The organism is Pontibacter populi (assembly GCF_040278685.1).
Lineage (GTDB): Bacteria > Bacteroidota > Bacteroidia > Cytophagales > Hymenobacteraceae > Pontibacter > Pontibacter populi.
Genome location: NZ_JBEOKT010000002.1, coordinates 294895 through 320700, shown reverse-complemented (window position 1 = coordinate 320700; position 25806 = coordinate 294895). Strand labels below are relative to the sequence as shown.

The following is a 25806-nucleotide window of genomic DNA, read 5'->3' as shown; positions in this document are numbered from 1 at the left end:
TAATGTATTGGAAGGAAGGCCTGTTAACTATAGTTCGGGCAAAATAAAACGGACCGGCATTGAGAGCCGGTCCGTCATTTTAAGGGTGATTTAGTTTATGTTTTTTTGAGCTCAAACACCGTAATTTCAGGTAAAAAGCCCACGCGACCCGGATAGCCGATAAAGCCCAAGCCAGTGTTTACGTACAGGTACTGCTTTCCTTTCTGGTACAAGCCTGCCCACTGTTTATAAACGTATTGCACCGGGCTCCACTTAAGGCCGGGCACATTTACGCCAAACTGCATGCCATGCGTATGCCCCGATAAAGTCAGATCTATGTCATCATATTTCTGGTTGATCTCGCCATCCCAGTGCGACGGGTCGTGCGACAACAATACTTTAAAAGGACTTTGCTCAGTGCCGGCATACGCTTTGCCCAGGTCGCCATACTTTGGAAATCCGACACGGTTACCCCAGTTCTCTACACCCAGCACAGCTATATGCTCGCCGTCTTTCTCGATCTTACGGTGTTCGTTCATCAGTATCTGCCAGCCCATTTTACCATGCGAATCTATAAGTTTGCTCAGGTTGGTGCGTTTGGCTTCAGGGCTGCTCCAGTTCACATAATCGCCATAGTCGTGGTTGCCCAGCACCGAGAACACACCATTTTTAGCTGTGATCTCTTTTAGGGTGTCGAGGTGGTTGTGTAGCTCTGTTTCCACGTTGTTTACCAGGTCGCCGGTAAAGAACACCAGGTCTGCTTCCTGCTTGTTAATTAGCCGCACTGCTTCCTGCAAAGGTTCTTTAGAATGAAAACTGCCTGTATGCAGATCCGATATCTGAAGCATCTTATAGCCATCGAACGCGGCAGGCAGGTTCGGGAATTTAAGGGTAATGCGCTTTACACGGTAATCATAAGCACCCTTTACCATGCCATAAATAAAAGCAGTAAAAGGCACCGCCGCTACCAAAAAGCCCATCTGGCTCAGGAACTTGCTGCGCGAAGGATCATACTGTACGTCTGTGTTAAGGGCACCGAGTGTTAGTTTACCCAGTCGTATCAGGTCATCTGCAAACAGGAAGAATACTATCAGCAACTTGCTGGCATATAGTATAAAAAAGATGTTGGTTGAGTATACCTTTAGTGCAGTGGATGGGTGTCTTGGTGTATTGGCAAAGATGGCAAACACGATAACCGCTGCAGCAAAAAGTACCCAGTAACCGATTTTAATGTACTGCTGTGTTACCGGATTTAAGCTCTGTATGACAGTTTTAAGCGCCTGGAACACATACAGGTCTACCAGGAACAGGAGGAGTATAAGAATTACAAAAGACATCATGCGTTGCATCATAAAAAAGAGCCAGCACTATAGCGACTGGCAGCAAAGAAAATATAATTAAAAGCAGAAGTAAAAAACACCTGCCACTGAACTAAATAAACTATAAAATACTTTCAGTATCACAGCTTTTACTTATCAAATATTGTACCGCATGAAAGACACTGACACTATTGCTGCTTACACGCCTGCGCTTAACATTAAAACCTGGGCCGAAGAAGACCGTCCGCGCGAAAAACTGCTACTAAAAGGCAAAGCTGCACTAAGCGACGCCGAACTGATTGCGATACTAATTGGCTCCGGAACGCCTAAATTAACTGCTGTAGATGTAGCCAAACTGATACTTTCTGCGGTTAACAACGATCTGAACGAACTGGCCCGCCTCTCGGTGAAAGATCTGATGAAGCATAAAGGTATAGGTGAAGCAAAAGCGATAACTATAGTCAGTGCCCTGGAGCTTGGCCGCCGCCGTAAAGAAACTGCCGCTACCGCTAAAACCCAGATCACCTGTTCCACCGACATCTACAACTATATAAAGCCGCAATTGTTGGATTTGCCGCACGAAGAATTCTGGATCATACTCTTGAACCGCGCTAACATTGTCATGAATAAGGAAAGCATTAGCGCCGGTGGTGTAGCCGGAACCGTTGCCGACCCGAAGATCATTTTCAAGAAAGCACTTGAGCAGCTGGCAAGCTCTGTTATACTGGTGCACAACCACCCAAGCGGTAACACCAAACCCAGCGCCGCCGACATCTCCCTCACCAAAAAAATGAAAGAAGCCGGCCTGTTCCTCGACCTCCCCATACTCGACCACATCATCTTCACCAACACCGACTACTATAGCTTCGCTGATGAAGGGATGCTGTAAGTTAGAAAGTTTGGAAGTTAGAAAGTTAGAAAGGGATGCAAGAAGTTAGAGTTAGTAATTTTGAGTTTGCTGAGAAGTTTAAGTTGAGGACTAAAGCTTTTGCTTTGCGTGTGTTTAAACTATTTCAGGCCTTGTCTTGTAAGCCTGATGCTCAAATTTTAGGGAAACAATTATTGCGTTCTGCAACTTCTGTGGCTGCGAATTATCGTGCTGCTTGCAGGGCACGGTCAGGTGCAGAGTTTGCTGCTAAAATAGGTATTGCTTTAGAAGAAGCAGATGAAAGCCAGTTTTGGTTAGAGTTGCTGGAAGAATCAGGAATAATTCCTTCTGATCGTCTAATGCATCTGAAAAGTGAAATTGCCGAGCTTACCGCTATCCTTACAACCATAAGAAAGAACGCTACAAAAAAAATGACTTTCTGACTTCCAAATTTTCTAACTTCTAAACTTTCTAACTTTCTAACTCCAAAATCTCCTGCACCCTTCCCACTTCGCCGGTTTCGAGTCTTACTTTTATACCGTGTGGGTGGTTAGGGGAGTTGGTGAGGATATCCTGCACGTAGCCTTCTGTGAGGTGGCCGGTGCGCTGGTCTTCCTTCATCACAATGTTTACCCGCAGGCCTGGTTTTATATTCGAGCGTTTTCTTCCGTCCATAGATTATAGGTTATAAGCAGTGCAAAGGTACACTTTATAGTTTAGTCCGAAGTTTCGGTCATAAGTTCTGAGATATGCAGACTGCGCAGCATCGATGTTTTTTTGTGCTGATGTTCCTGCATGCGGTGCATAATGTCGTGGAGCATGGTTATAGCCTCTATAATGTGCGGACCTTTGTTCAGCATTACACAATCGGCACGCTGGGCCATGGCGGCATCGGTTATCTCGGCCCTGGACGGGCGGCCTTTTTTTGCAAGGGTTTCCAGTACCTGCGTTGCCCAAACTACCGGAATATGAGAAGCCTCGCACAACCATAAGATCTCTTCCTGCACCTCGGCAAGTCGTTGCCAGCCACATTCCACCGCCAAATCGCCACGCGCGATCATGATGCCGGCAGGGTAAGTCTGCATAACCGATAGCAACAGGTGGGGCAGGTTTTTAAAGCCTTCTTTGGTCTCGATCTTCAGCATTACGGCCAGGTCTTCGGCCTTTAACTTTTTTATCTCAGCAAAAAGCGCCTCTACCATAACAGGGTGATTTGCAAACGACAAGTTCACGATGTCAGCGTTTTTGGCTATAAACTTCAGGTCCTTTTTATCTTTCTCAGTCAGGTCGTGGAGGTGCAGGTTACTCTCTGGCAGGTTTATGCCTTTGTCGGCTCTCAGAAAACTTCCTTTGTCCTTTGCAAATGTGATCTTGACCAACATCTTTTCCGGCTCCACCTCTTCTACTATACCTTCAATGGCACCATCATCAAACAGGATCGGGGCTCCGGCCTTTACCTGGCTGAATACCTCCGGTAAGGTGCAGGAAATAAAAGCAGGTGTCAGAATGTGGCCATTGGCATCGAACCGGGCCGGCTCGCCGGGTACAGGGTCTTTGTGCAGGATCAGGTAATGGTCTTTCTTTAACAGGATAGGTAATTCAATAGGAGGTAATGTGCCGACCTTCGTGGTGCTGTCGGTTATAGTTTTGTTTTTTACCGAGAGCTCAGTGCCGGTAACGATGTAAGATGTTTTAAGCAGGTGCGCCACAACGCCTTTCTTTTCCTTTCGGATCACAGACATCGTTCGTTTTCTGCCGCGGGTATCTGTAAATTTTATTTTGTCTCCTTCCTGTAATTGTGCCACCCAATCATCCTCAACAGGCAGAACCGCATCGGCCATAACCGGAGCAGGAGCCCCCGACCCTGTAAGCCAGATTGTTGCCGGAGATGTGGGTAAGCCCAGTTCATTGTGAATCTGGTGTATAGCTACTGCTTTTGGTCCTGCTTTCAGTTCGCCGGTTCGCAGTTTAGGGCCCATCAGGTCAAAAAGTATAGTGCAGGGTAAGCCGGTTTCTTTTTCTGCTTTCCTGATATTTTTGATCATGGCAGTCCAGGTTTTCTCGTTGTCGTGGGCGCAGTTAATGCGGGCGCAGTTCATGCCCGCTTTCAGCATCCGTACTACCAGGTCATAGTCTTTTGCCAGGTCCGTCGAGAAAGTTACCATAATGCGGGTAGTCCTGTTTTCAGGCAGCGGTCCCAAAAGGCTTTCGGTATGTTGTGCCAGCAGTTTCCGGTTCTCAAAAAACGAAACTGCCAGTTCTTTATGATGTGGAGCACATTTGGCCAGATGGCATAACTGCGTTCGTACGGCACTTAAACTGGCCAAGACATGCCCCTCGGCACGCCCCAACGACGAAAGCCCGATCAGTGAAAGCGATTCCTGCAGCTCGCGGATGTCATGTTGCCGTAGCGCCAGATAGTGTAAAAGGTTCTTCGCGCTTTTCTTAAAACGTGGGTGCACTTTCTTTACTGCTCCTGCAAATTTCTTTTCAAGTGCTAAAGCGTCTTCATACAGCCTGTCTATCTGGGCGATCAGTTCGTGGTGATCTATAGTTTTAGTGGCCATAGTTTATGTTCCTTTCCATCATACAAACTGCAGTAACTATAGTTTAGTTGTGCATTTGAGGCACATGTTTTCTGCAACATAGGTATTTGCATGCCAGCCGCTTATGGTTCCTTCTGCTGCTATTATAAACTATAGTTGTATTTCGGGTTTCGGGTTAAAAACCGATGTTTCGTTTTGTGTCGGAACTATAAACTGAACTTATGTTAAAAAAAATAAAATAGCCTTATAAAGCGTATAAAGCAATTTTAAAGATTTTTATATATTTCGTTTGCTTTTATATGGTTTTTATTTTTAGCTTTAAACGAAATACAAAGTAAATAATAACAATAAATTAACAATGCATTCGAAAGCATTAGAAGCAGAAGGAAGTATATTTGACAGGGATAAGTTTGTAGCGCAGTTAAAGCATGAAACAATAACCTGGGATATAATTGTGGTAGGTGGTGGTGCAACCGGGCTAGGCGTTGCTGTTGATGCGGCTTCGCGCGGGTACAAAACGCTTTTGCTGGAGCAGTCTGATTATGCTAAAGGCACGTCAAGCCGTAGTACAAAACTGGTGCATGGTGGCGTGCGTTACCTGGCACAAGGCGATGTAAGCCTGGTGTATGAAGCCCTGCGCGAAAGAGGTCTGCTATTGCAGAATGCCCCGCACCTGGTGCATGTACAACCTTTTGTGATACCCAGCTATAGTTTGTTTAACCAGGGTTTTTACGGGATCGGTCTTAAAGTTTATGACTGGATGGCCGGTAAATACAGATTTAAAAAGACAGAGCTGCTTGGCAAGAAAAAGGTGCAGGAACTGCTGCCAAACGTGGATGAAAAGGGACTGAAAGGTGGCATTATTTATTACGATGGCCAGTTTGATGATGCCCGCCTAGCTGTAAACCTTGCACAGACATGCGCTGAGCAGGGTGGGGTGCTGCTGAATTACTTTAAGGTAACAGGTCTGCTGAAAGATGCGAACGGAAAAGTTGCTGGCGTAAAAGCCCGCGACCTGGAAAGCAGCGAAGAGTATGAGTTAAAAGCGAAAGTAGTAATAAATGCTACTGGTGTGTTTGTAAACGATGTGCTGCAGATGGATAAGCCTGCACAGGACCCGCTGGTGCGACCAAGCCAGGGTGTGCACGTGGTTCTGGATAAATCTTTCCTGAAAAGCGACACGGCCCTGATGATACCGAAAACACCGGACGGGCGCGTACTTTTTGCAGTTCCTTGGCACGATCATGTATTGGTAGGTACTACCGATACGCCACTTAATACTGCCAGCCTGGAACCAACTGCACTCGAAGACGAGATTAATTTTATATTGGATACAGCTGGCCAGTACATGACGCGCAAGCCACACCGCACAGATGTGCTAAGTGTATTTGCAGGTTTACGTCCGTTGGCAGCGCCGGCTAAAGGTACCAACAGCACAAAAGAAATATCAAGAAGCCATAAGCTTATAGTGGCAGATTCCGGGCTGGTAACTATAACTGGTGGCAAATGGACTACCTATCGCAAAATGGCTGAGGATACTTTGGCTGAGGCTATAACTATAGGTAAACTGCCTGCAAAGCCATGCGTTACCGCAGATCTTAAAATTCATGGATACGCAAAACCGCAGCCTGCACCAGATTACCTGGATGTATATGGCAGCGACGCCGACGGCATTAAAGCGCTCATTAAGCAACAACCTGAATTAAGTCAGCAACTTATTGCTGAGTTCCCGAATACACAGGCGGAAGTGGTTTGGGCAGTACGACACGAAATGGCCAGAACGATAGAAGATGTGCTTGCCCGAAGAATGCGTGTGTTGTTCCTGAATGCAAAAGCAGCTATAGACATGGCCCCGGCAGTAGCAACTATCATGGCATCAGAATTGGGCCTGAGCGAAGCCTGGAAACAGAACCAGGTAAACAGTTTTATCAAGCTGGCCAACCAGTATTTACTCGAAGTTTACGACCCTACTTACACCAAAGTAAACAGCACAAGTCAGGTAGCTTAAAACTATAAAACTATAACGCAGTCAACACCATTGCGGGCAAGGTAAGTTTATAGTTGAAAGGTATTGTATAAGCTTTAATATTAGTTAATTAATATATTAAAAGAGGTTTTTTTATTCTGAAAAAGAGAGGTCAATATCTTGATTTTTAGCAAAAAATGAGATATTAGGGCACTCGTAACACAGGATATTAAATCTGAATAAGGAAATAAATAAAAAGTTGTATTCATAGGAGAGTACTATTGTTTATAGTGTTTACTGAAGAAGCTTTTATTAAAAACAGAATCGAATAGCTTAAAAAATTTACAGGATAAGTATGCGTCTTATTGCACCGGCCCCTCACACAGATCGGCTACCTTTAGAAAGAATAGATCCGGAGTATAAGCGACTGCGTCTTCAGGTTTTTATCGGGATATTTATTGGGTATGCAGGCTACTACCTCGTGCGCAAAAACTTCTCGCTTGTAATGCCCGAACTGATAGAGCAGGGATATTCGAAATCAGATCTTGGTTTTGCGCTGTCTGGGGTATCGATAGCCTATGGTCTGAGCAAGTTCCTGATGGGTAACCTCTCTGACAGGAGCAATGCAAGAACCTTCCTGAGTGTTGGTCTGGTACTTTCTGCGCTTACCATGATCTTTATGGGCTTTGTGCCTTTTGCTACCAGTTCTATAGTTGTCATGTTCACACTGCTGTTCCTGAATGGCTGGTTCCAGGGAATGGGATGGCCTCCATGCGGACGCGTAATGGTGCACTGGTTCTCTACCAAAGAGCGTGGTACTAAAATGTCGATCTGGAATGTGGCGCACAACGTGGGTGGTGGTTTAATTGGTCCGCTTTCTATTGCTGCTATCGCTATTTTCGGTACGTGGCAGAGTATCCTGTATTTCCCGGGGTTGGTAGCATTGCTTTCTGCGCTGGTAACTTATATGCTCGTTCGTGATACCCCTCAGTCCTGCGGGTTACCAACTATAGAAGAGTATAAAAACGACTACCCGAAGAATTACTCAGCCGATCACGAAAAAGAACTGAGCGCTAAAGATATTTTCTTCAAATATGTATTCAATAACCGCCTGCTATGGTACATCGCCTTTGCCAATGCTTTTGTGTACCTGGTACGCTATGGCATCCTCGACTGGGCTCCGACCTACTTAGAAGAAGCCAAAGGCTTTTCGGTAAAAGAAACAGGCTGGGCATATTTTGCTTATGAGTACGCCGGCATACCGGGCACCCTGCTTTGCGGCTGGATAAGTGATAAAGTATTTAAAGGCCGTCGCGCACCTGCCACAATTATTTATATGGTGCTGGTGTTGGTAGCGGTTATAGTTTACTGGAAAAACCCTGCCGGCAACATCTGGATCGATAACCTGGCGCTGATCGCGATCGGCTTCCTGATCTATGGCCCGGTTATGCTGATAGGTGTGCAGGCTCTTGACCTGGTAGCTAAAAAAGCAGCTGGTACTGCAGCTGGCTTAACAGGCCTTTTCGGTTACATGGGCGGCGCACTGTTTGCCAATATAGCTATGGGCTTTGTGGTAGATGAGTGGGGTTGGGATGGTGGTTTTATGGTGCTTGTAGCAGCCTGTATCCTGTCCATCTTCTTTACTGCCCTCACTTGGAATAAAGAAAAAGAAAACCTTCGAATTAACTCAATCTAGATAACTCTCAATACCAGTTTTAAACCAAATCAAATGGAAAAACTTTTACATCCGCCCAAAAAGAGCAGGAATAGTCTGACGAAAAGTCTTTGGCTATGCTCGTGCCTGCTGTTAGCAGGAAATGGCATGGCGGCAGATGCAGTGGCATCTACCGTATATGTGCAGGCTCCACAAGCCCAGAAAGTAACTGTAAAAGGAAAAGTAATTGCCGGCGACGACGGAAGTACATTACCTGGGGTAACTATTCTGGCCAACCAGCAAGCAGTTGGTATTACAAATGCAGAAGGTAACTTTAAAGTAGATGTGGAAGTTGGAACTGTTCTTTCTTTCAGGTTTGTAGGTTACCAGCCGCAGAATATAACCGTAACCAAAGCGGAAGAAAACCTGGCTGTAACACTGCCACTGGATAGCAAGCAGCTTTCAGAAGTAGTGGTAACTGCCCTTGGTATTAAGCGTGAAGAAAAAGCGCTGGGTTATGCTATATCGCAGGTAAAAGGCGAGGAACTGACTAATGCCGTTTCTAATAACTGGACAGATGCCTTATCTGGTAAAGTTGCCGGCCTGAACATGGTGAAATCTGGCGGTGGCCCGGTAGGCTCTAACAAGATAGTACTGCGCGGCGAAAACAACCTGACCGGTAATAACGAAGCCCTTATAGTGGTAGATGGTGTGGTAATGAGCAGCCCGCGTACCGGTACAGGCAGCGGTGCTTACCTGTCATCAGACAACCCTGTAGACTTTGGTAACGGACTGAATGATATCAACCCGGAAGATATTGAGAGTGTATCTGTGCTGAAAGGACCTGGTGCTGCGGCACTTTATGGTGCCAGGGGTGCTAACGGTGCGATCATCATCACTACAAAATCCGGTAATTCTAAAAAGAAAGGTATTGGCGTTACTTTTAACTCTAATACAACTATAGGCACTATCTCTAACTGGCCTGATTACCAGTATGAGTACGGTCAGGGCCTTGGTGGTCAGGATTTGTGGTACTCTTACCTGAACACCGAAGATGGTAAAAGCACTAAAAGTACCAGTTCTGCCTGGGGGCCTCGCTTTAATGGCCAGAGCTATTACCAATACGACCCGCTAACCGACTCTACAGGTGCCGAAAGAACTCCTTGGGTACCTTACAAAAATAACCGTAAAGATTTCTTCCAGTCTTCTAAAACGTTCCTGAACAGCATCAGCATCGATGGTGGCAACGAACGTACTTCAGCCCGTTTATCTTTCACAAACCTGCAGAACGAGTGGATCGTGCCGAACACTGGTTATAAGCGCAACACCATCGCAGTTTCATTAAACCATAAGGTTACTGATAAACTACAGTTCGCTACCAAAATTAACTATACCAACAATACCAGCGATAACCTGCCATCTACAGGGTATAACAACCATACCATCATGTACTTTATCAGAGGTTTATCTCCTAACCTTGACCTTAATTGGTTTAAGCCTTACTGGAAAGTAGGGAGAGAAGGAATAGAGCAGCATACTCCTTTCAGCGGTATCCTGGATAACCCTTACCTGCAGGCGCATGAAATGCTTAACAGCTCTAACCGTGATGGTATAGTTGGTAACGTATCAGCTACTTACAACTTTACAAATGATTTAAGCCTGATGGTGCGTTCATCGCTTGAATTTGCGCACGATGCACGTTCGCAGCAGCGCCCTTGGGATACACAGAAGTTCCCGTTTGGTATGTACCGCACGCAGAACATCTTCAGCCGTGAGACGAACAACGACTTCCTGTTAAGCTACAAGCGCGAAATATCTGATAAGTTTGACGGAGGTCTTTCGTTGGGTGGAAGCATGATGAGTAACCGTTATACAAGAGACGAACTTCGTGCTGAAAAACTGCTTGTACCAGGTATTTTCTCTTTTGCAAACAGCAAGGAAACCCCTATCTCCTATCCATTCCGCAGCGGTTATGATGTAAACAGTATTTATGCGCTGGGCGAGTTCAGCTACGATAATGTAATCTTCCTGGATGTTACCGGTCGTCAGGACTGGACAAGTACACTTGCCAGTAAGTCTAAACCTGAATCAAGCCCATTCTTATATTACTCAGTAAACCTGAGCGGTATTATCTCGGACATGGTACAGATGCCAAATTCTATCTCGTTCCTGAAAGTAAGAGGTTCTTATGCCGAGGTAGGTAGTGGTGGTACCGATCCTTATCTTACAGCTTACACTTATGGTGTAGAAGAAGGTTTCCCATCAGGGCTTGCTAACCCGGGTACGCTGCCAAACTATGACCTGCTGCCATTACGGACAAAGAGTACAGAATTTGGTCTGGATGTACGTTTGTTCAAGAGCCGGTTAAACTTTGATGTGTCTTTATATCAAAGTGAAACAAAAGACCAGATACTACAAGCGCCACTTGACCGCTCTACCGGTCACAGCGCACAAATCCTGAATGCCGGTCTTGTAAAGAACAAAGGCATAGAGATACAGGCTAGCGCAAAACTGGTTGAGGACTGGAATGGCTTTGACATGGGTGTATTTGCCACTTATGCTTCTAACAAAAATGAAGTTGTAGAACTTACCGATAGCCTTACTACATTAATAATGGCCTCTGGCCCACGCGGAACTATGGAAGCACGCCCGGGCGGACCAATGGGAGCAATTTATGGCCTTGGCTACGAGCGCGCCCCAGACGGACAGATCATTTACGGTGAAGACGGTTTACCGGAACTGAGCAATGAGGTGAAATACATTGGCAAAGTAACCCCGGACTGGAGAGGAAGCATCGGCACAAACCTGAAGTACAAGCAATTTGGACTGAATGTATTGTTTGATGGTCAGTTTGGTGGTAAAGCTTATTCATTAACACACGCTGTGTTAATGGAAGAAGGTAAATTAAAGAAGTCGTTGCCAGGCCGCTACAACGGTATAGTTGGTGATGGTGTGATAATGAATGCTGATGGCAGCTACCGCAAGAATGATGTACTGGTAATGAATATGGCACAGTACTATACTGCTCACTTCCAGCGCGATAACGTGGAAGCCAACACCTTCAGCACAGACTATATTAAACTTCGCGAAGTTCGCCTTGACTACCAGGTGCCTGCTACCCTGCTGCAGAAAATTAAAGTACAGCGTGCCAGCATTGGTGTATTTGGTCGCGACCTGTTCATGATCACCGAATGGCCTGCCTTCGATCCTGAAGTAGGTACATTAAGTGGAAGCGATATAGTAGGTGGATTTGAAGTAGGACAGTTCCCACCAACAAGAACATTCGGTCTGAACCTGACAGTAGGCATTTAATTAATCGGAAGAAGTCATCATGAAAAAGATAAAATTATTCGCACTTTCGGCTTTGGCGGTTACATGCCTTGCCACGTCCTCGTGTACCAAAGACTTTGAGGAACTAAATACAAACCCGAACGCATCCGAGGCTGCTACTCCTGCCTCTTTGCTGGCACCTGCGTTGCACGATGTAGTTACACGAAACAACAACCGTGCGCTGCGCCTGAACAATGAGCTGATGCAGGTACACGCAACCGTGTTAAACAACGACGAGATTCACCGCTATGTGGTAAGACCGGGTGAGTCGGATTATATGTGGAACAACTGGTATCTGCAGCGCACTAACTTTGTGGATATCTACAACAGTGCCCTGTTAACGCAAAACAAGAGCTACATGGCTATTGGTTTGATACTGGATGTATGGGTTACTTCGCTTATAACAGATATGTTCGGCGATGTGCCTTATTCAGAAGCCAACAAAGGCCGCGATGGTGTGCTTCAGCCAAAATTTGATAAGCAGGAAATAATCTACAAAGACCTGTTTGCGAAACTGGAAGAAGCAAATGCACTTCTGGCTGCCGAAATAGCTGCTGCTGAAGCTGCAGGTAAGTTTCCTACGCTTCCAGAAGCTGAAGCATCGCTGGACCCGCTGTATAATGGCAATCTGCCTTTATGGCGTAAATTTGGTAACTCGTTGTATCTGCGACTTTTAATGCGTACTTCAGGCCGCCCGGAAGCTGGTGCAGCAGGTAAGATTCGTGAGATGGTAGAAACAAACCCTGGTTTTTACCCGATCTTCTCAAATAACGAAGAATCGGCTATTCTGAGATATACCAGTACATTACCACTGGTTTCGGCATTCACAAACCTACGTGATTACGACTTTAATGGTAGTCATGGTTTGACTGAGTTCTTCATTGATAACCTGAACGAGATGGAAGATCCTCGTTTGACAAGATGGGCAACCTTGTTTGGTTCAGTCTACTCTGGTATACCTAGCGGTTATGCTGCAGGAAATATTCCGGAGCGTCAGTCAACGTATCAGGTGGCACTTAAAAATGAGCCACTTTTAGGTAACATCATCAACTATGCTGAAGTGCAATTCATTCTTTCCGAAGCTGCTCTGAGAGGTTACATTACTGCTGATCCTAAAACATATTACGACCAGGGTGTAACAGCTGCTATAACTATGTGGGACCTGGGTGTTCCGGCTGGGTACCTGGAGAAAGAGGCTGTAGCATGGAACGAAGCCGGAGGATTTGAGGACAAGCTGGAGCAGATCATGTTACAGAAATACTTTACGCTGTTCTTTACCGATTTCCAGCAGTGGTATGAATTCCGCAGAACAGGTCACCCGGTATTGCCTATTGGCCCGGGCGTGCAGAACAACGGTCTGATGCCATCTCGTTTCAGATACCCGGTAGTAGTACAGTCGCTGAATGGCGCCAACTACAACGCTGCTGTAGCAGAAATGGGTGGAGACGATATCAATACCAAAGTTTGGTGGGATATAGACTAACAGTTGTAACGAACTATAGATTTTAAAGACAAACGTCATGAAAAATAGATATTTATCATTTCTGGCCATTTGCTTAAGTGTTTTAGGTTTTACCTCGTGTGTGGAGGAAGACCCGAACCCGGCAATTGGCACGCCTAACCCGGTGGCATCTTTATATGTGGTGCGCGATGCATTTCACGAAAAAGACCTGGCTTTAGGACAAGGACCCTTATTTGGCGCTTACACTGCAGGTGGCGTTGTAGTATCAAACCCGGATGGTAAGAACTGGCCAACTGGTGTTGTTGCTATTCAGGATTCGTGGAGAGGCATGCAAAGAGGCATGTTACTTAACATTGGCGAAGAAGCTGCTGCAAACTATAGCGTAGGCGATTCTATATTGTTTGATGTAAGAGGAACTGTACTTACCCGTAAGAATGGTGTATTGCAGATAAATGGTCTGAAGCCAGCAAATATACAGGTTAAAGCTACAGGCTTGCCAGTGGCACCAAAAGCTGTTGCAGTAGGGGAATTGCTTGCAAATTTTGACAAGTATGAAAGCATGCTGGTAATGGTGACCGGCGATATGGACCCGCTCCCCGTTACCGGCGAAACTTATTCGGGCAACAAGCAGATCGGTGATGGATCAGGTAAAACGATAACACTGCATACTGCTGCTGATGCAACTTTTGCCAGTCGTAAACTGCCTGCAAGTGCAAGCTTTGTGGGTGTTCTGACAAAGTCTGAGGACGGAACACCTGTACTTCGTATGCGCACCTTGGCAGACGCGCTTAACCCAAGCGGACCTATTTACCCGAACTGGCCGGAAAGCTTTGAGTCACCTGCTGCTGCAACTAAATCGAGCTACGACATGACTTCAAAGGGCTTGACAAATGAAGTAGACCTAAGTACAGGTAACTGGACCCTTTATCAGTCTATACTTGGTGAAACCGGAGACAGAGATGTTATAGTTTCCGGAAATCAGGCAGTACGTTTCAATCAGAAAAGAACAGATGCTGCATTACTGCAGATGAACTTTGATTTGCCAAATGGTGCATCTAAAGTTACTATATGGTATGCTACATACTACACTGACCCTACCAGCAAATGGGCGTTAGAGTACTCTCAGGACCAGGGCACTACCTGGACCCAGGTGGGAGATGTTGTTGCAGACGCCGGACGTGCTCATAAGATGGCTACGTTCCTGATGGATATTACAGGACCTGTTCGTTTCAGAATAAATAAATTAGGACTTGGTACCACAGAAGCAAACGGCCGCTTAGGTGTGGATGACTTCGCAGTTTACCAGAACTAACAGCATACTATAAAAGAGGCGACCTGCTATTGTGGGGCGCCTCTTTTTACTTTCCGCAGCTGGCAACTATAGTTTGCAACTATAAAATACGAGCAGCTGCAAATCTAAACCTGATCTCTGACTATAGTTGGCGCATTTCCAGGTTAATCAGTTTTATAATACCTCTTTCGGTACTGGCAAGGTCAACTATAAACACAGGCTTTGCCAGTTCTGAAAGTAATAACATAACACCAGGTATTTCCGCCTGACAAGTTGAATAACATGCTTAAACCGATACACTTTATAGTTGCCCTGCTGTTTGTATTTGTTGGCTGCTCAAGCGACAAAACTGAACCTGCACCTATCAAACCGGAAACGGGGAAAGTGACTCCTGTTAGCGCTACGTTTCCTGCAGCGGTTTTTACAGATGTGAGCCTGGTTCAACAAAACAAAGCCTCCCTGACTATCCTGAATCAACTGATCGCCCTGATCAATGCTACCCCGAAAGATGCAACGTTACACCTGAGCATTTTTCTGTTTGATTACCCGGAACTGATACAAGCCATTAAAACCGCCAACGACAGAGGCGTTAAACTACACGTGGCCATGGATATGGGTCGCGAAGAATCTTTGGAAGTGAACCCGCTTACTTTCCATGAATTAAAAAGAGTGCTGGAAGCCAAAGGCAATGTTATCGTTCCGGTTTATAACGATGCCAGCTCCATAGCCATCAACCACAACAAATTTGTTATCTTCTCTGACCTCGAAACTACAGCTGGCAAGGTACAGAATGTGGTTTTCCAGACATCTCATAACTTTACTTTAGCCGATGCTCGCAAATTCCAGGATGCAGTGATGCTGGCGGATGCAGGTTTGTACGGTGCCTTTAAAACCTACTGGACCGATATGCAGGCGAAAGCTGCGTCGGGAATGAAGAACTATAACTATACCGAATACACGGATGCTGCAAAAGGTATTAACGGCTACTTTATGCCAAAACGCCGCAACGGAACAGCTTACGGTGATGATACGATCATAGAGTTTCTGAACAGCATACAGGATCCGGCTTCGGCAACTATAAAAATAGGCATGTCTGACTGGACAAACTCACGCCTGAACATAGTAGAGAAGCTTGCCGAACTGCAGGCGCAGGGCGCAACTATAGAAGTGGTTGTGAAGAACAAGATTGATGATAACATCATGACCGGTTTAAGGCAACTACAGCAGAAAGGCGCTTACCTGAAAGTATACGACATCTCAAAAGCCAACATCCATTCAAAATTTATACTGATAGAAGGCAACTGGTTGGGTAAAAACGCAAAGGTGTTGATAACCGGCTCGCATAACTTTACCAACAATGCCCTCCGCAACAACAACGAAGTAATGGTGCTGCTAAAGGACCACGCTCTTTTCGCGAACTATACTACCTATTTCGAAAACCTTAAAACAGTACCCGGCATTTAACCAGACACGACCATGAAGAGAAGATCCTTTCTGGAGCGCATGCTCCTTTTTTCGGGCGGACTTGTACTTAGTGGCAGCTACACAGCTGCACTGGCAACACCCTCAAAACTAACTATAAAAGGCAGGATTACGGCTGGTAGTAAAAAGCTGGCAAATGTGGTAGTGTCGGATGGGTATAGCGTGGTAAAAACAAACCGAAAAGGCAAGTACGAACTTCCGGTAAATGAGCTGGCTAAGTTTGTGTTTGTATCGGTGCCTGCCGGTTACGATTTCCCGAACGAGAATGGTATTGCCCGGCACTACCAGTACCTGGACCATAGCAGCAAACAAGACTATAACTTTGAACTGAAGCCGCTGCCAACCGACGATACAAAGCACAGCTTTATTATCTGGGCAGATCCGCAGCCTCGAAACAAAAAAGATGCACAACGCATGTTGGATGAGTCGGTTCCTGATGTGCAGAAAACATTGGCCGGTATGGCCGCCGGTACCCTCGTGCACGGCATTACAGTAGGCGATATTACCTGGGATAATCCCGAACTTTACAAACAGTATGACCAGGGCGTGGCTACGATGGGTGTTCCGTTTTTCCAGGTACTTGGTAATCACGACCAGGACCTGAACAAAGGCGGCGACGAAGTTTCGGATAAGACGTTTGAAGCTACTTATGGCCCTACCTATTATTCGTTTAACCGCGGAAAGCTGCATTACGTGGTGCTGGATGACGTGCGTTATCTGGGCAAGGACAAACAATACGACGGGTACATTACAGAGCGCCAGTTGAAGTGGTTAGAGAAGGACCTGGCCATGGTGCCGACCGATAACCTGGTTATACTTTGCTCGCATATTCCGGTGCACTGGGGCGTGAAGAACAAAGAAGAGCTTTACCCGATCCTCAAAAACCATAAAGTGCATATCATGACGGGGCACACGCACTATAACCGTAACGTAATAGAGCAGGATATTTTCGAGCACAACCACGGCACCGTGTGTGGTAACCTCTGGACCGGACCTGTTTGCGGCGATGGAGCACCGGGCGGTTATGCGGTATATGAAGTTGATGGCACAGACATGAAGTGGTACTATAAATCGACAGGGTTTGATGCAGACCACCAAATGACCATTTATATGCAGCCTGCAGAAGAGCAACAGCAGCGCATGCTGGTAAACGTCTGGAACTGGGACCCGGAATGGAAAGTAGAGTGGTGGGCCGATAACCAGTATAAAGGTACATTACAGAACATCATATCTCATGATCCGGTTGCCTGGGAACTATACCAGGGAGATCAGCTGCCGAAAGGACGTACCTATGTTGAGCCGCGCGAAACAGAACACTTTTTTGAAGCTTTTGTGCCGGCAACTGTAAAAGAGCTGAAAGTTGTAGCCACAGACCGCTTCGGCAGAAAATACGAGAACCGGAAAGCTGTTTCTTAAACTATAGTTTTACTTCGGTCAAAGAAAACGGGGTGCTAACTATAATCAAAACAAAACTATAGTTTATACCCCGATCAATACGATAGAATATACTTATGATACGTAAATTACTGCCTGTAGCGCTTGGCGCCATGCTCCTGGTAACGGGGTGTAAAAGCACAGAAACTATGACGGCACAACAAACTAACCCATCCTTCCCGGCTTTTGATACGGAAGGCCACCGTGGCGCCCGCGGCCTGATGCCTGAAAACTCTATTCCGGCCATGATGAAAGCGCTGGAACTGGGTGTGACTACCCTGGAAATGGATACCCACGTTACCAAAGACGGTAAAGTTGTTGTTACCCACGACCCGTACATCAACCACCTGTATGCCCGGACACCGGATGGCAAGGATTTGACAAAAGAGGAAAGCAAGAACTACGCGATCTACCAGCTGGATTATGAGCAGGTACGCCAGTTTGAGCTGGGCACCAAATTCTATGACACCTATCCGCATCAGGAAAAAGTAAAAACCTATATTCCGTTGCTGGCAGAGCTGATAGACTCGGTGCAAAACCATTTAAAGACCAACAACCTGCCGCAGGTATTTTATAACATCGAGACAAAATCTGTAGCTGACGGCGATAAGAAGATACACCCGGAGCCTGCCGAGTTTGTGAAGAAGCTGGTAGAAGTGCTGGAAGAGAAGAATATAACGCCCTGGGTTATAGTTCAGTCTTTTGACCCAAGAACATTGCAGGTGCTGCATCAGCAGTATCCGCATATCAAGGCTTCGCTGCTGGTAAGCAACAAGGATAGTTTTGAGGAAAACATTGCCCGCTTAGGTTTTACGCCTCAGGTTTACAGCCCCAGCTATAAACTGGTAACTCCAGAACTGCTGGCCAAAGCGCATGCCCAAAACATCAAAGTTATTCCCTGGACGGTGAATACTGTAGAAGATATAACCCGCCTGAAAGCGATGGGAGTTGATGGCATTATCTCTGATTATCCGAATTTGTTTAAGGAAGTGCAGGAGTAAAGCTATAGTTGATCATCTCCGATGTCCTTTAAAGTTAAATCCTTTTCATTTTAGGAAATAAAGTTGCTATGGCGCGAGCGTCTTCGCTCGTGTCGAACTATAGTTGGGCCTCCGGCCCAGTGGATCGCAGATCCACCATTATAGTAAGTCACGGATCACAGATCCGCGCCAGCAAAACGAAAGAATGAAACGGCCCTCTTGGAAGGGGGATGATGACCCTACCAGATAAATTAAATCAACACAACTATAAAACGATAGTACCCAACCATACCATGAAGCGAAGTACCCAACTATACATTTCTACTCTTTTCATTCTCAGCTTGCTCGCTACTAATGCCATCGCTCAGGAAAACTCAGAGTCTGAAAATGCGACAGGAATAATGGTAAAAGAAGGCACAAAACCTACAGTTGCAAAATACGACAGTACCTATCGCCCGGGGACGTACCAGGTGCAGGTGGATTATTTCAGGAAATATAAAAACTCGAAAAAGGATATCCTCTTTTTAGGAAATAGCCTGACTGCACACATAGACTGGGCTGAGCTGCTTGAAAATAAAAACGTCCGCAACCGCGGCATCTCCAGTGATATCACCTTTGGCGTGTTAGAGCGCCTGGACGAGGTAATTGAGGGAAAACCTGCTAAGGTGTTTTTATTGATCGGGATAAATGATATTTCGCGAAACGTACCCGAAGAAGTGATACTGGCTAACTATAGAAAGATAGTGCGCAGGATAAAAGCCGGCTCTCCTAAAACAAAGATTTATGTGCAAACGCTGCTGCCAACCAACAACAGTTTCGATAAGTTTAAGAAGCACTATAACAAGGAAAAACAAACCTCAACTGTAAATCAGGGAATCAAACAGATTGCCGCCGAGGAGAACGTGACGCTGATAGACCTGCACCCGAATTTTGCTGACACAGAAGGGAAACTAAAGCTGGAATACACTCACGATGGCTTGCATCTGACTATTGATGGTTACAAGGTCTGGGCTGAGATCCTGAAAAAACATCTTTAAAAGTAGGACTCTTGGTGCTCACCGCATCAGGAGGTTTTGTACGCGTATGGGGAACGCGTCTGCCTGGCGGGAGCTTTATGCACCTGTCAGGTTTTTTATACGATAGTTACTTTTATGCCCATGCCTTCCAGGGCTTTTACCGTGTAATCTGAGATACCGCTATCGGTTATGATCTGGTCTATATCATCGAAACCGCAGATCTTGCCAAACCCTCTTTTCCCGAACTTGGTGGAGTCTGCCAAAACTATAGTTTTCTGAGATACTTTGATCATCTGGCGGTTCAGGTGCGCTTCCATTACGTTTGTTGTGCTCAGCCCAAAATCCAGGTCAATTCCATCTACCCCCAAAAACAGTTTACTGCACGAAAAATCAGCCAGCACACTTTCGGCATAAGGGCCAGTAACCGACGAGGAACTTTTACGAAGTACACCGCCCAATTGCATCACCTCAATTTCGGGGTGGCGGTTAAGTTCCAATGCTATGTTGAGGGAAGAGGTGATTACTGTTAAGTTACTTTTCGGCTGAATGTTTCGTGCCAATGCCAGCACCGTGGTGCCTGATGCAATAAGTATAGAATCGTTGGGAACGAGCAAACTGGCAGCAGCCGCACCAATGCGCATCTTTTCAGTAGATTGTATCTTCTCCTTCTCATTAACCGATCGGTCTGTAGTGTAAGGGTTGTTAGCTGTAGCCCCGCCATGCGTACGGAATAGCAAGCCTTTGTCTTCCAGTAGTTTAAGATCTTTGCGTATCGTAACCGACGACACACTCAGCTTCTCGCAAAGGTCCAGCACGTTTACCTGCCCTTCCTGTTTCAGGCTGCTTAAAATATGCTGGTGTCGTTCGGCTAGAGTTAACATAGAAGGTTGTGTAGGTTTGTGATGTAAATATAGCGGGTTAGGTAGATTAATGGAAGGGGAGGAGGTTATAGTTTGGGTTTGATTTAACGGTTGGGCTATGGTGCATTTATGCACTATAGCTGGTGTTAGCGTTCTGTTTAATTCACTTCTTTATTATTTGCATAAAGCAATGAGTCGCTCAATCCACCCCCAGAATCATAGTTATAGAACATTCCATGCCGCAGGCCTTTTTGATAGTTATAAATCTGCCATTTATTGCCATTCTTCCAATACATGGTCTTTTTTCCATGCAATAGTCCATCATTCCAATAGGACTCTTCTTTTAAGTGTTTTCTATCATTGTCATACCAAAAGCGCCACAAGCCTTCCTTGCGACCATTCTTAAGCTGGCCTTCGCTACGTGGAGTCGATTTAAGGTTGGTGATATAGTAGGTTTTATCTAAAGTTAGAATCGTATCCTTCTCTGGGGTTAGTTTTACTTTTAGTTTTAAAGGGACTACCTTTTCAATTACTTCACCTTCCGCCATGCTTCTATCTACTATAGTAACTGTTATCTCATTCATTACAGTCTGTAATGGATATGTATGACGGTCGAACACTTTCATAAGCGGTTGCTCGCCGAATTGCTTAAAATAACTGGAGTCATTTCGCACCGTGACCATATAAACTTCCCCGTGATTTAAAGTATCATAGTTCGCACTAATCCTATTTATGAGCAGCGAGGGGTCGTAGGCAGGACGCTGATTGAAAGGTTTTACTATGAAAGTCACATAGAGAAGAACGCAAAAGCAGCAAATAAAGAGAAAGTTTCCTATTACCCCTATCCAAATTAATCCATGAGCTTTAGCTCTAGTTTTTCTTATCCCACTGATTAAGCCTATCAAACTTGTTATCCCTGATGTTAAAACTGGGATGGCAACTATACCATTAGTAATCAAGGTCCCTTCACGTGCTGGAGGCAATAAGTCATTAAGGAAGAAAGGTATAACTAATAACCCTATGCTTAAAAGCAACAGATAGAATGTGTTTGTTTTCATTGCTTAATATTAACGCTGACGTGCTGGTATAGCAGAGGCGTAGGGTGAGCAAGTCTTGCTGCTATACTTTGTTGGGCTATCGTTATTTTTAATCATTATCCAGAAGTTCTTCAGTTTCATCATTAATTGGACTTCCAGTCAAAAATGCGTCTATAGCAATTCTTAATCTTTCACTAAACTGGGTATAGTTATCTGGAAGATTCTTTATTTCGAATAAATCATTTTTATCAAAATGACAGCCAATTAGAAGTAAATAATATTGATTACTCTTAATTATTTTATAGGTTAAATCACGAGAAAGACTTTCTTCGTTTCTTAATTCAAATGCAAGCAATTTAATCGAATTGTAGTACTTCCAGAATGCAACTTCATTAAACGTCCATCTTTCATGTATGAAGTCAAGAAAGCTTTCATTTTCTGTAGCAGCATTGTCTTCAATAATTTTTTTAGCTTCTTCTTTATTCATTCCTTATGTGGCCCAACTATAGTATAAACGGAGTTTATTTCGTTTATACTTCCATAAACGGTGGCTAAACGAAACTGGATCAACGAATATAATATATATTCATCATAATATATAATTAAAGTAACTGCTGGATTTTCATAGCTATACCATTCCAATAACCACTGAATAATTCCACCATTTTTCCGACCTTTGCACCGGACTATAGCTACAGAAACTATGCAACGCCCAGTTAAGCTTGTGATTTTTGCCGGTATTGTGCTGGTACTTTTATACTTTATAAACGAGACCTTCCTGAGTGAAGAAAACTATATCAAACCACTTTTAAAAGAGCGTGAAGACAAAGACCTGTCGTTCAGGAGCCGGACGAATAGCCCGTTTACTGAGGATGACCGCCGCGATTTTAAAAACCTGGTATACTACGAGCCAAACGTAGCTTACAGGGTTACTGCCAAATTAGAAGACTTGCCAACACAGGATACGTTGCTGATACCGCTTACTAACGGAAGTTATGAGCCTTACCTGCGCTATGCCATTGCAAATTTTGAACTGGAAGGCCAGCCCCAGCGCCTGACATTGTATAAAAAACTGGCGAAAGAAGACAAAGACCAATGGTTTGTTCCCTTCACCGATAAGACCAACGGCTTCGAGACTTATGGCGGCGGCCGCTACCTGGATATACCTTATAAAGAAGATGCGAAGACGGTGGTGCTGGATTTTAACCGTGCCTATAGTCCGTTCTGCGCCTTCAACCCTGAGTATGTTTGTCCGGTACCACCAAAAGATAACCGCCTGACAATTGCAATTCCGGCAGGAGAGAAGACTTACGAAATAAAGAAGTAAGCCTGATTTTTGTCTGAACAAGGATTTTTAAAGACCCGGCAGTGTGCGGAACTCCTGCTAGTGTCTGATATATAGTTTTATAGTTTACGTGGTCCAACCACCCCCAATGCCTCAGAGCTACGCTCGCTACCTTCTAAAACGCTTCTCGGTAGTCTAAGGCGGGGAGCTTTTCTGCTTTGTCATCTCGAACAGCGTGAGAGATCTGGTACGGTTTAACATCCCCCTTCGCCCCCTTCAAAGGGGGACTCTCTGACTTTGCTATAGTTACGTCTATAGTTCTATAGTTACAGCCTGTCGAGCGGACAGGTCGCGACCTGTCCCTACGGAACTATGACCACGATAAAACTCGAAGCTTACCAGTTCAAACTATAATAAGGCGGTTGCTATGAGAAATATCACAGTCTTTGGGTTGAGCGCCTTGTGAATATCTGGTGGCGAAGCCATTGCGAGGCACGAGCAAAAGAGATTCGCACAGCGCGATGCCCAAAGACGGGGCCTCCCGGCCGTGAGGGCACCAAAGCCAACTATAAAACAATAGGTAAGTAAAGCTCCCAGGATGAAGAGTGGTTTGAATGAATAGCTTCAGGCAGAAAGTATAGTACAGACGCCCCGGAACAAGTCCGGGATCTTCGACTAACAGGAGCTTCGCACGCTGCTAGGTCTGGCAACTATAACCTGTAATAGATTACTCGGCTGCATTCGGGTTAAAAAATCAGAAACTATAAACCCTACAATTTCACATCACTTGCAGCACTAAACAGAATAATGCTTAATTTTGAAGTTGACTGACCTGCTGAGGCGGGTTATACTTTAAAAAGAATAAAAAATACGACATGCTGATCTCACTCGACTGGTTAAAACAGCTGATACACATAGATAAATCTGCGGAAGAAGTTGGTAGTTTGTTAACAGGTGCAGGCCTGGAAGTAGAAGGAATTCATAAACTGGAAGCCGTAAAAGGTGGCCTCGAAGGTATTGTGATTGGTGAAGTACTTACCTGCGAGCGCCACCCGGATGCTGATAAATTGAGCCTTACTACAGTTGATATCGGGACAGGTGAGCCAAGCCAGATCGTGTGTGGTGCGCCAAACGTGGCGGCTGGCCAGAAAGTGGTAGTAGCAACCGTGAACAGCACACTTTACCCAACAGGCGGCGAAGCTTTCAAGATCAAAAAGTCGAAAATACGCGGAGCAGTTTCGGAAGGGATGATCTGTGCGGAAGATGAGATCGGTATTGGTACGTCGCATGCAGGTATTATGGTTTTGGATACGGACCTTCCTAACGGAACGCCTGCCGCTGACTATTTCGGCCTGAACCCGGATGAAGTTTTTGAGATTGGTTTGACGCCAAACCGCGCCGATGCTGCATCGCATTTTGGTGTGGCCCGTGACCTGCAGGCTTTACTGAAAACCCCGGCTATACTTCCGGACACAGCTGCATTTAAAATTGAGAATACCAGCCGAACTATAACCGTTGAAGTTGAGAACCTGGAAGCCTGCCCGCGTTATGCCGGAGTAACTATAACTGGTGTAAAAGTTGGCCCATCGCCGGAGTGGTTGCAGAAACGCCTGCGTGCTATCGACCTGTCGCCGATCAACAACATTGTAGATGTTACCAACTATGTGCTGCACGAGTTGGGTCAGCCACTGCACGCGTTCGATGCCGACCAGATTGCAGGCGATAAAATTATAGTTAAAACTATAGCAGAAGGCACCACCTTTATAACGCTTGATGATGTAGAGCGCAAAATGAGGGCCAACGACCTGATGATCTGCAACGCGGAAGAGCCAATGGCGATTGCCGGTGTGTTTGGCGGTAAAAAGTCGGGTGTAACTGAAGCAACTACAACTATATTCATCGAAAGCGCTTACTTTTCACCGGATTATGTGCGCCGCACGGGTACCACGCACGGCTTAAAAACCGATGCATCGTTCCGTTTTGAGCGTGGCACCGACCCGAATATGGTAATTACTGCCCTAAAGCGTGCCGCTTTGCTGATGCAGGAAGTTGCCGGTGGGGTTATCTCATCTGATATTGTTGACGTTTATCCACAGCCGATTGAAAACACAGAGCTAAGCCTGAGCATTGAGCGCACACACCAGCTGATCGGGCAGCATATTGGCGCTGATCGCATCAAAACGATACTTACCGATCTGGGTATTGAAGTGAAAGGCGAATCTGAAACGGAGCTCCAGCTTTCTGTTCCGCCATTTAAAGTGGATGTGAAGCGTGAAGCCGATGTGGTGGAAGAAGTGCTGCGTATCTATGGTTTCAATAACATTGAGATGAGCGGGCACATGGCCAGCGACTATATGGCCAGCTTCTCGAAGCCTTATCCCGAGGATGTAACCGATACCATCATGGATTACATCGCCGATAATGGTTTCCTGGAAATCATCACCAACTCTATTACAAACTCAAACTACTATAAACCGGCCGGCGATGCTGAAATGGCAGGACTGGTAAAGGTAGTAAACTATAACTCCGAAGACCTGGATGTGCTACGCAAAAGCATGGTGTTTTCGGGGCTGGAGGTGCTGCGCCGCAATATTAACCGCCGCCAGCGCGACCTGAAATTATTTGAGCTGGGCAAAATTTACCAGCAACTGGAAGACGGCACAACCAAAGAAAGCCGCCGATTGGCATTATACATGGCTGGTAACTTAACTGCCGAAAGCTGGAAACAGCCGGGCGCTAAAATGGCTTTCCACGACCTGGCCGCTGTGGTGCAGAACGTGCTACGCAAGCTGAACGCCTCGGACTACGAAACACAGCCGCTGCAGCCAAATCCGTACATGAAACAGGGCATAGCTTATGTGAAGAACGGAACAGTGCTGGCCGAGATCGGCCCGTTGGATACCGGTGTAGCCAGGTTTATGGAAGTGAAGGAGCAGATTTGGTACGCCGAACTGAACTGGGATTACCTGCTGAAGAAGTACAAAGCCAACCTTACTGCCGAAGAACTGCCGAAGTTTCCGGAAGTGCGCCGCGACCTGTCGCTGGTATTGGATAAGAATGTTACCTTTGACCAGGTGAAGCACATTGCCTTCAGAACGGAGCGCAAGCTGCTGCAGGATGTGAACGTGTTTGACGTGTACGAAGGCGATAAGATAGAGCAGGGCAAAAAAGCCTATGCCATCAGCTTTACCTTGCTCGACAAACAGCAGACCCTGACCGATAAAGTAATTGACTCCACGATGACACGCCTGATGCAGCAATTTGAGAAACAGTTAGGAGCTTTTATCCGCAAATAAG

19 protein-coding genes are annotated in these 25806 nt (G+C 45.7%); 13 read left to right on the top strand and 6 right to left on the bottom strand.

All coding sequences use genetic code 11. The features are described 5' to 3' along the window. Positions 1-95: 95 nt before the first annotated feature. A complete protein-coding gene (locus ABS362_RS03265) occupies positions 96-1331 on the bottom strand; it encodes a metallophosphoesterase (protein ID WP_350410857.1) in 1236 nt (411 codons plus the stop codon). 139 nt (positions 1332-1470) lie between these two features. On the opposite strand from ABS362_RS03265, the gene radC reads away from it, so the two are divergent. Next, positions 1471-2187 carry a RadC family protein gene (gene radC, locus ABS362_RS03260; RefSeq protein WP_350410856.1) on the top strand — a complete coding sequence of 239 codons (717 nt, stop codon included), beginning with the start codon at positions 1471-1473 and terminating at the stop codon, positions 2185-2187. 35 nt (positions 2188-2222) lie between these two features. Beyond that, entirely contained in the window at positions 2223-2609 is a 387-nt protein-coding gene (locus ABS362_RS03255) for a four helix bundle protein (RefSeq protein ID WP_350410855.1), read from the top strand. 28 nt (positions 2610-2637) lie between these two features. On the opposite strand, the gene ABS362_RS03250 is transcribed toward ABS362_RS03255, so the two are convergent. After that, positions 2638-2841 (bottom strand): YwbE family protein, encoded by a 204-nt coding sequence (locus ABS362_RS03250; RefSeq protein ID WP_350410853.1) that lies wholly within the window; start codon positions 2839-2841, stop codon positions 2638-2640. Positions 2842-2882: 41 nt separating this feature from the next. After that, on the bottom strand, positions 2883-4733 hold the full coding sequence (locus tag ABS362_RS03245) for a pyruvate kinase (protein ID WP_350410852.1): 1851 nt from the start codon (positions 4731-4733) through the stop codon (positions 2883-2885). Positions 4734-5070: 337 nt separating this feature from the next. On the opposite strand from ABS362_RS03245, the gene ABS362_RS03240 reads away from it, so the two are divergent. The 9 genes from ABS362_RS03240 (at position 5071) to ABS362_RS03200 (ending at position 19348) form a co-directional block, all read left to right on the top strand. Next, positions 5071-6720, top strand: coding sequence for a glycerol-3-phosphate dehydrogenase/oxidase (locus tag ABS362_RS03240; RefSeq protein WP_350410851.1), 1650 nt, complete (start codon positions 5071-5073; stop codon positions 6718-6720). 313 nt (positions 6721-7033) lie between these two features. Next, a complete protein-coding gene (gene glpT / locus ABS362_RS03235) occupies positions 7034-8374 on the top strand; it encodes a glycerol-3-phosphate transporter (RefSeq protein ID WP_350410850.1) in 1341 nt (446 codons plus the stop codon). A 33-nt stretch (positions 8375-8407) separates the two neighbouring features. Further along, the gene (locus ABS362_RS03230; RefSeq protein ID WP_350410849.1) at positions 8408-11644 is read left to right on the top strand and encodes a SusC/RagA family TonB-linked outer membrane protein; all 3237 of its coding nucleotides are present in this window, start codon (positions 8408-8410) and stop codon (positions 11642-11644) included. A gap of 19 nt (positions 11645-11663) precedes the next feature. Beyond that, positions 11664-13145: a SusD/RagB family nutrient-binding outer membrane lipoprotein gene (locus ABS362_RS03225; protein WP_350410848.1), complete on the top strand. Its 1482-nt coding sequence runs from the start codon at positions 11664-11666 to the stop codon at positions 13143-13145. Between the two features lie 37 nt (positions 13146-13182). Further along, a complete protein-coding gene (locus ABS362_RS03220; protein WP_350410847.1) occupies positions 13183-14436 on the top strand; it encodes a DUF5689 domain-containing protein in 1254 nt (417 codons plus the stop codon). Positions 14437-14697: 261 nt separating this feature from the next. Continuing rightward, positions 14698-15879 (top strand): phospholipase D-like domain-containing protein, encoded by a 1182-nt coding sequence (locus ABS362_RS03215; protein WP_350410846.1) that lies wholly within the window; start codon positions 14698-14700, stop codon positions 15877-15879. Positions 15880-15891: 12 nt separating this feature from the next. After that, the gene (locus tag ABS362_RS03210) at positions 15892-17313 is read left to right on the top strand and encodes a calcineurin-like phosphoesterase C-terminal domain-containing protein (protein WP_350410845.1); all 1422 of its coding nucleotides are present in this window, start codon (positions 15892-15894) and stop codon (positions 17311-17313) included. Positions 17314-17408: 95 nt separating this feature from the next. Beyond that, the gene (locus ABS362_RS03205; RefSeq protein WP_350410844.1) at positions 17409-18332 is read left to right on the top strand and encodes a glycerophosphodiester phosphodiesterase family protein; all 924 of its coding nucleotides are present in this window, start codon (positions 17409-17411) and stop codon (positions 18330-18332) included. A gap of 272 nt (positions 18333-18604) precedes the next feature. Next, a complete protein-coding gene (locus ABS362_RS03200; RefSeq protein ID WP_350410843.1) occupies positions 18605-19348 on the top strand; it encodes a GDSL-type esterase/lipase family protein in 744 nt (247 codons plus the stop codon). Positions 19349-19443: 95 nt separating this feature from the next. Here ABS362_RS03200 and ABS362_RS03195 read toward each other — a convergent pair whose 3' ends face one another. The 3 genes from ABS362_RS03195 to ABS362_RS03185 form a co-directional block, all read right to left on the bottom strand. Further along, positions 19444-20208, bottom strand: coding sequence for a DeoR/GlpR family DNA-binding transcription regulator (locus ABS362_RS03195; protein WP_350410842.1), 765 nt, complete (start codon positions 20206-20208; stop codon positions 19444-19446). Between the two features lie 137 nt (positions 20209-20345). Next, positions 20346-21245, bottom strand: coding sequence for a toxin-antitoxin system YwqK family antitoxin (locus ABS362_RS03190; RefSeq protein WP_350410841.1), 900 nt, complete (start codon positions 21243-21245; stop codon positions 20346-20348). 88 nt (positions 21246-21333) lie between these two features. Then, positions 21334-21711: an Imm41 family immunity protein gene (locus ABS362_RS03185; RefSeq protein ID WP_350410840.1), complete on the bottom strand. Its 378-nt coding sequence runs from the start codon at positions 21709-21711 to the stop codon at positions 21334-21336. Positions 21712-21927: 216 nt separating this feature from the next. Between ABS362_RS03185 and ABS362_RS03180 the strand changes: the two genes are divergently transcribed. Next, complete coding sequence (locus tag ABS362_RS03180) at positions 21928-22551, top strand: DUF1684 domain-containing protein (RefSeq protein ID WP_350410839.1); 624 nt, start codon at positions 21928-21930, stop codon at positions 22549-22551. Between the two features lie 833 nt (positions 22552-23384). Continuing rightward, positions 23385-25805, top strand: a complete 2421-nt coding sequence (gene pheT / locus ABS362_RS03175; RefSeq protein WP_350410838.1) for a phenylalanine--tRNA ligase subunit beta — start codon at positions 23385-23387, stop codon at positions 25803-25805. Position 25806: the final 1 nt, after the last annotated feature.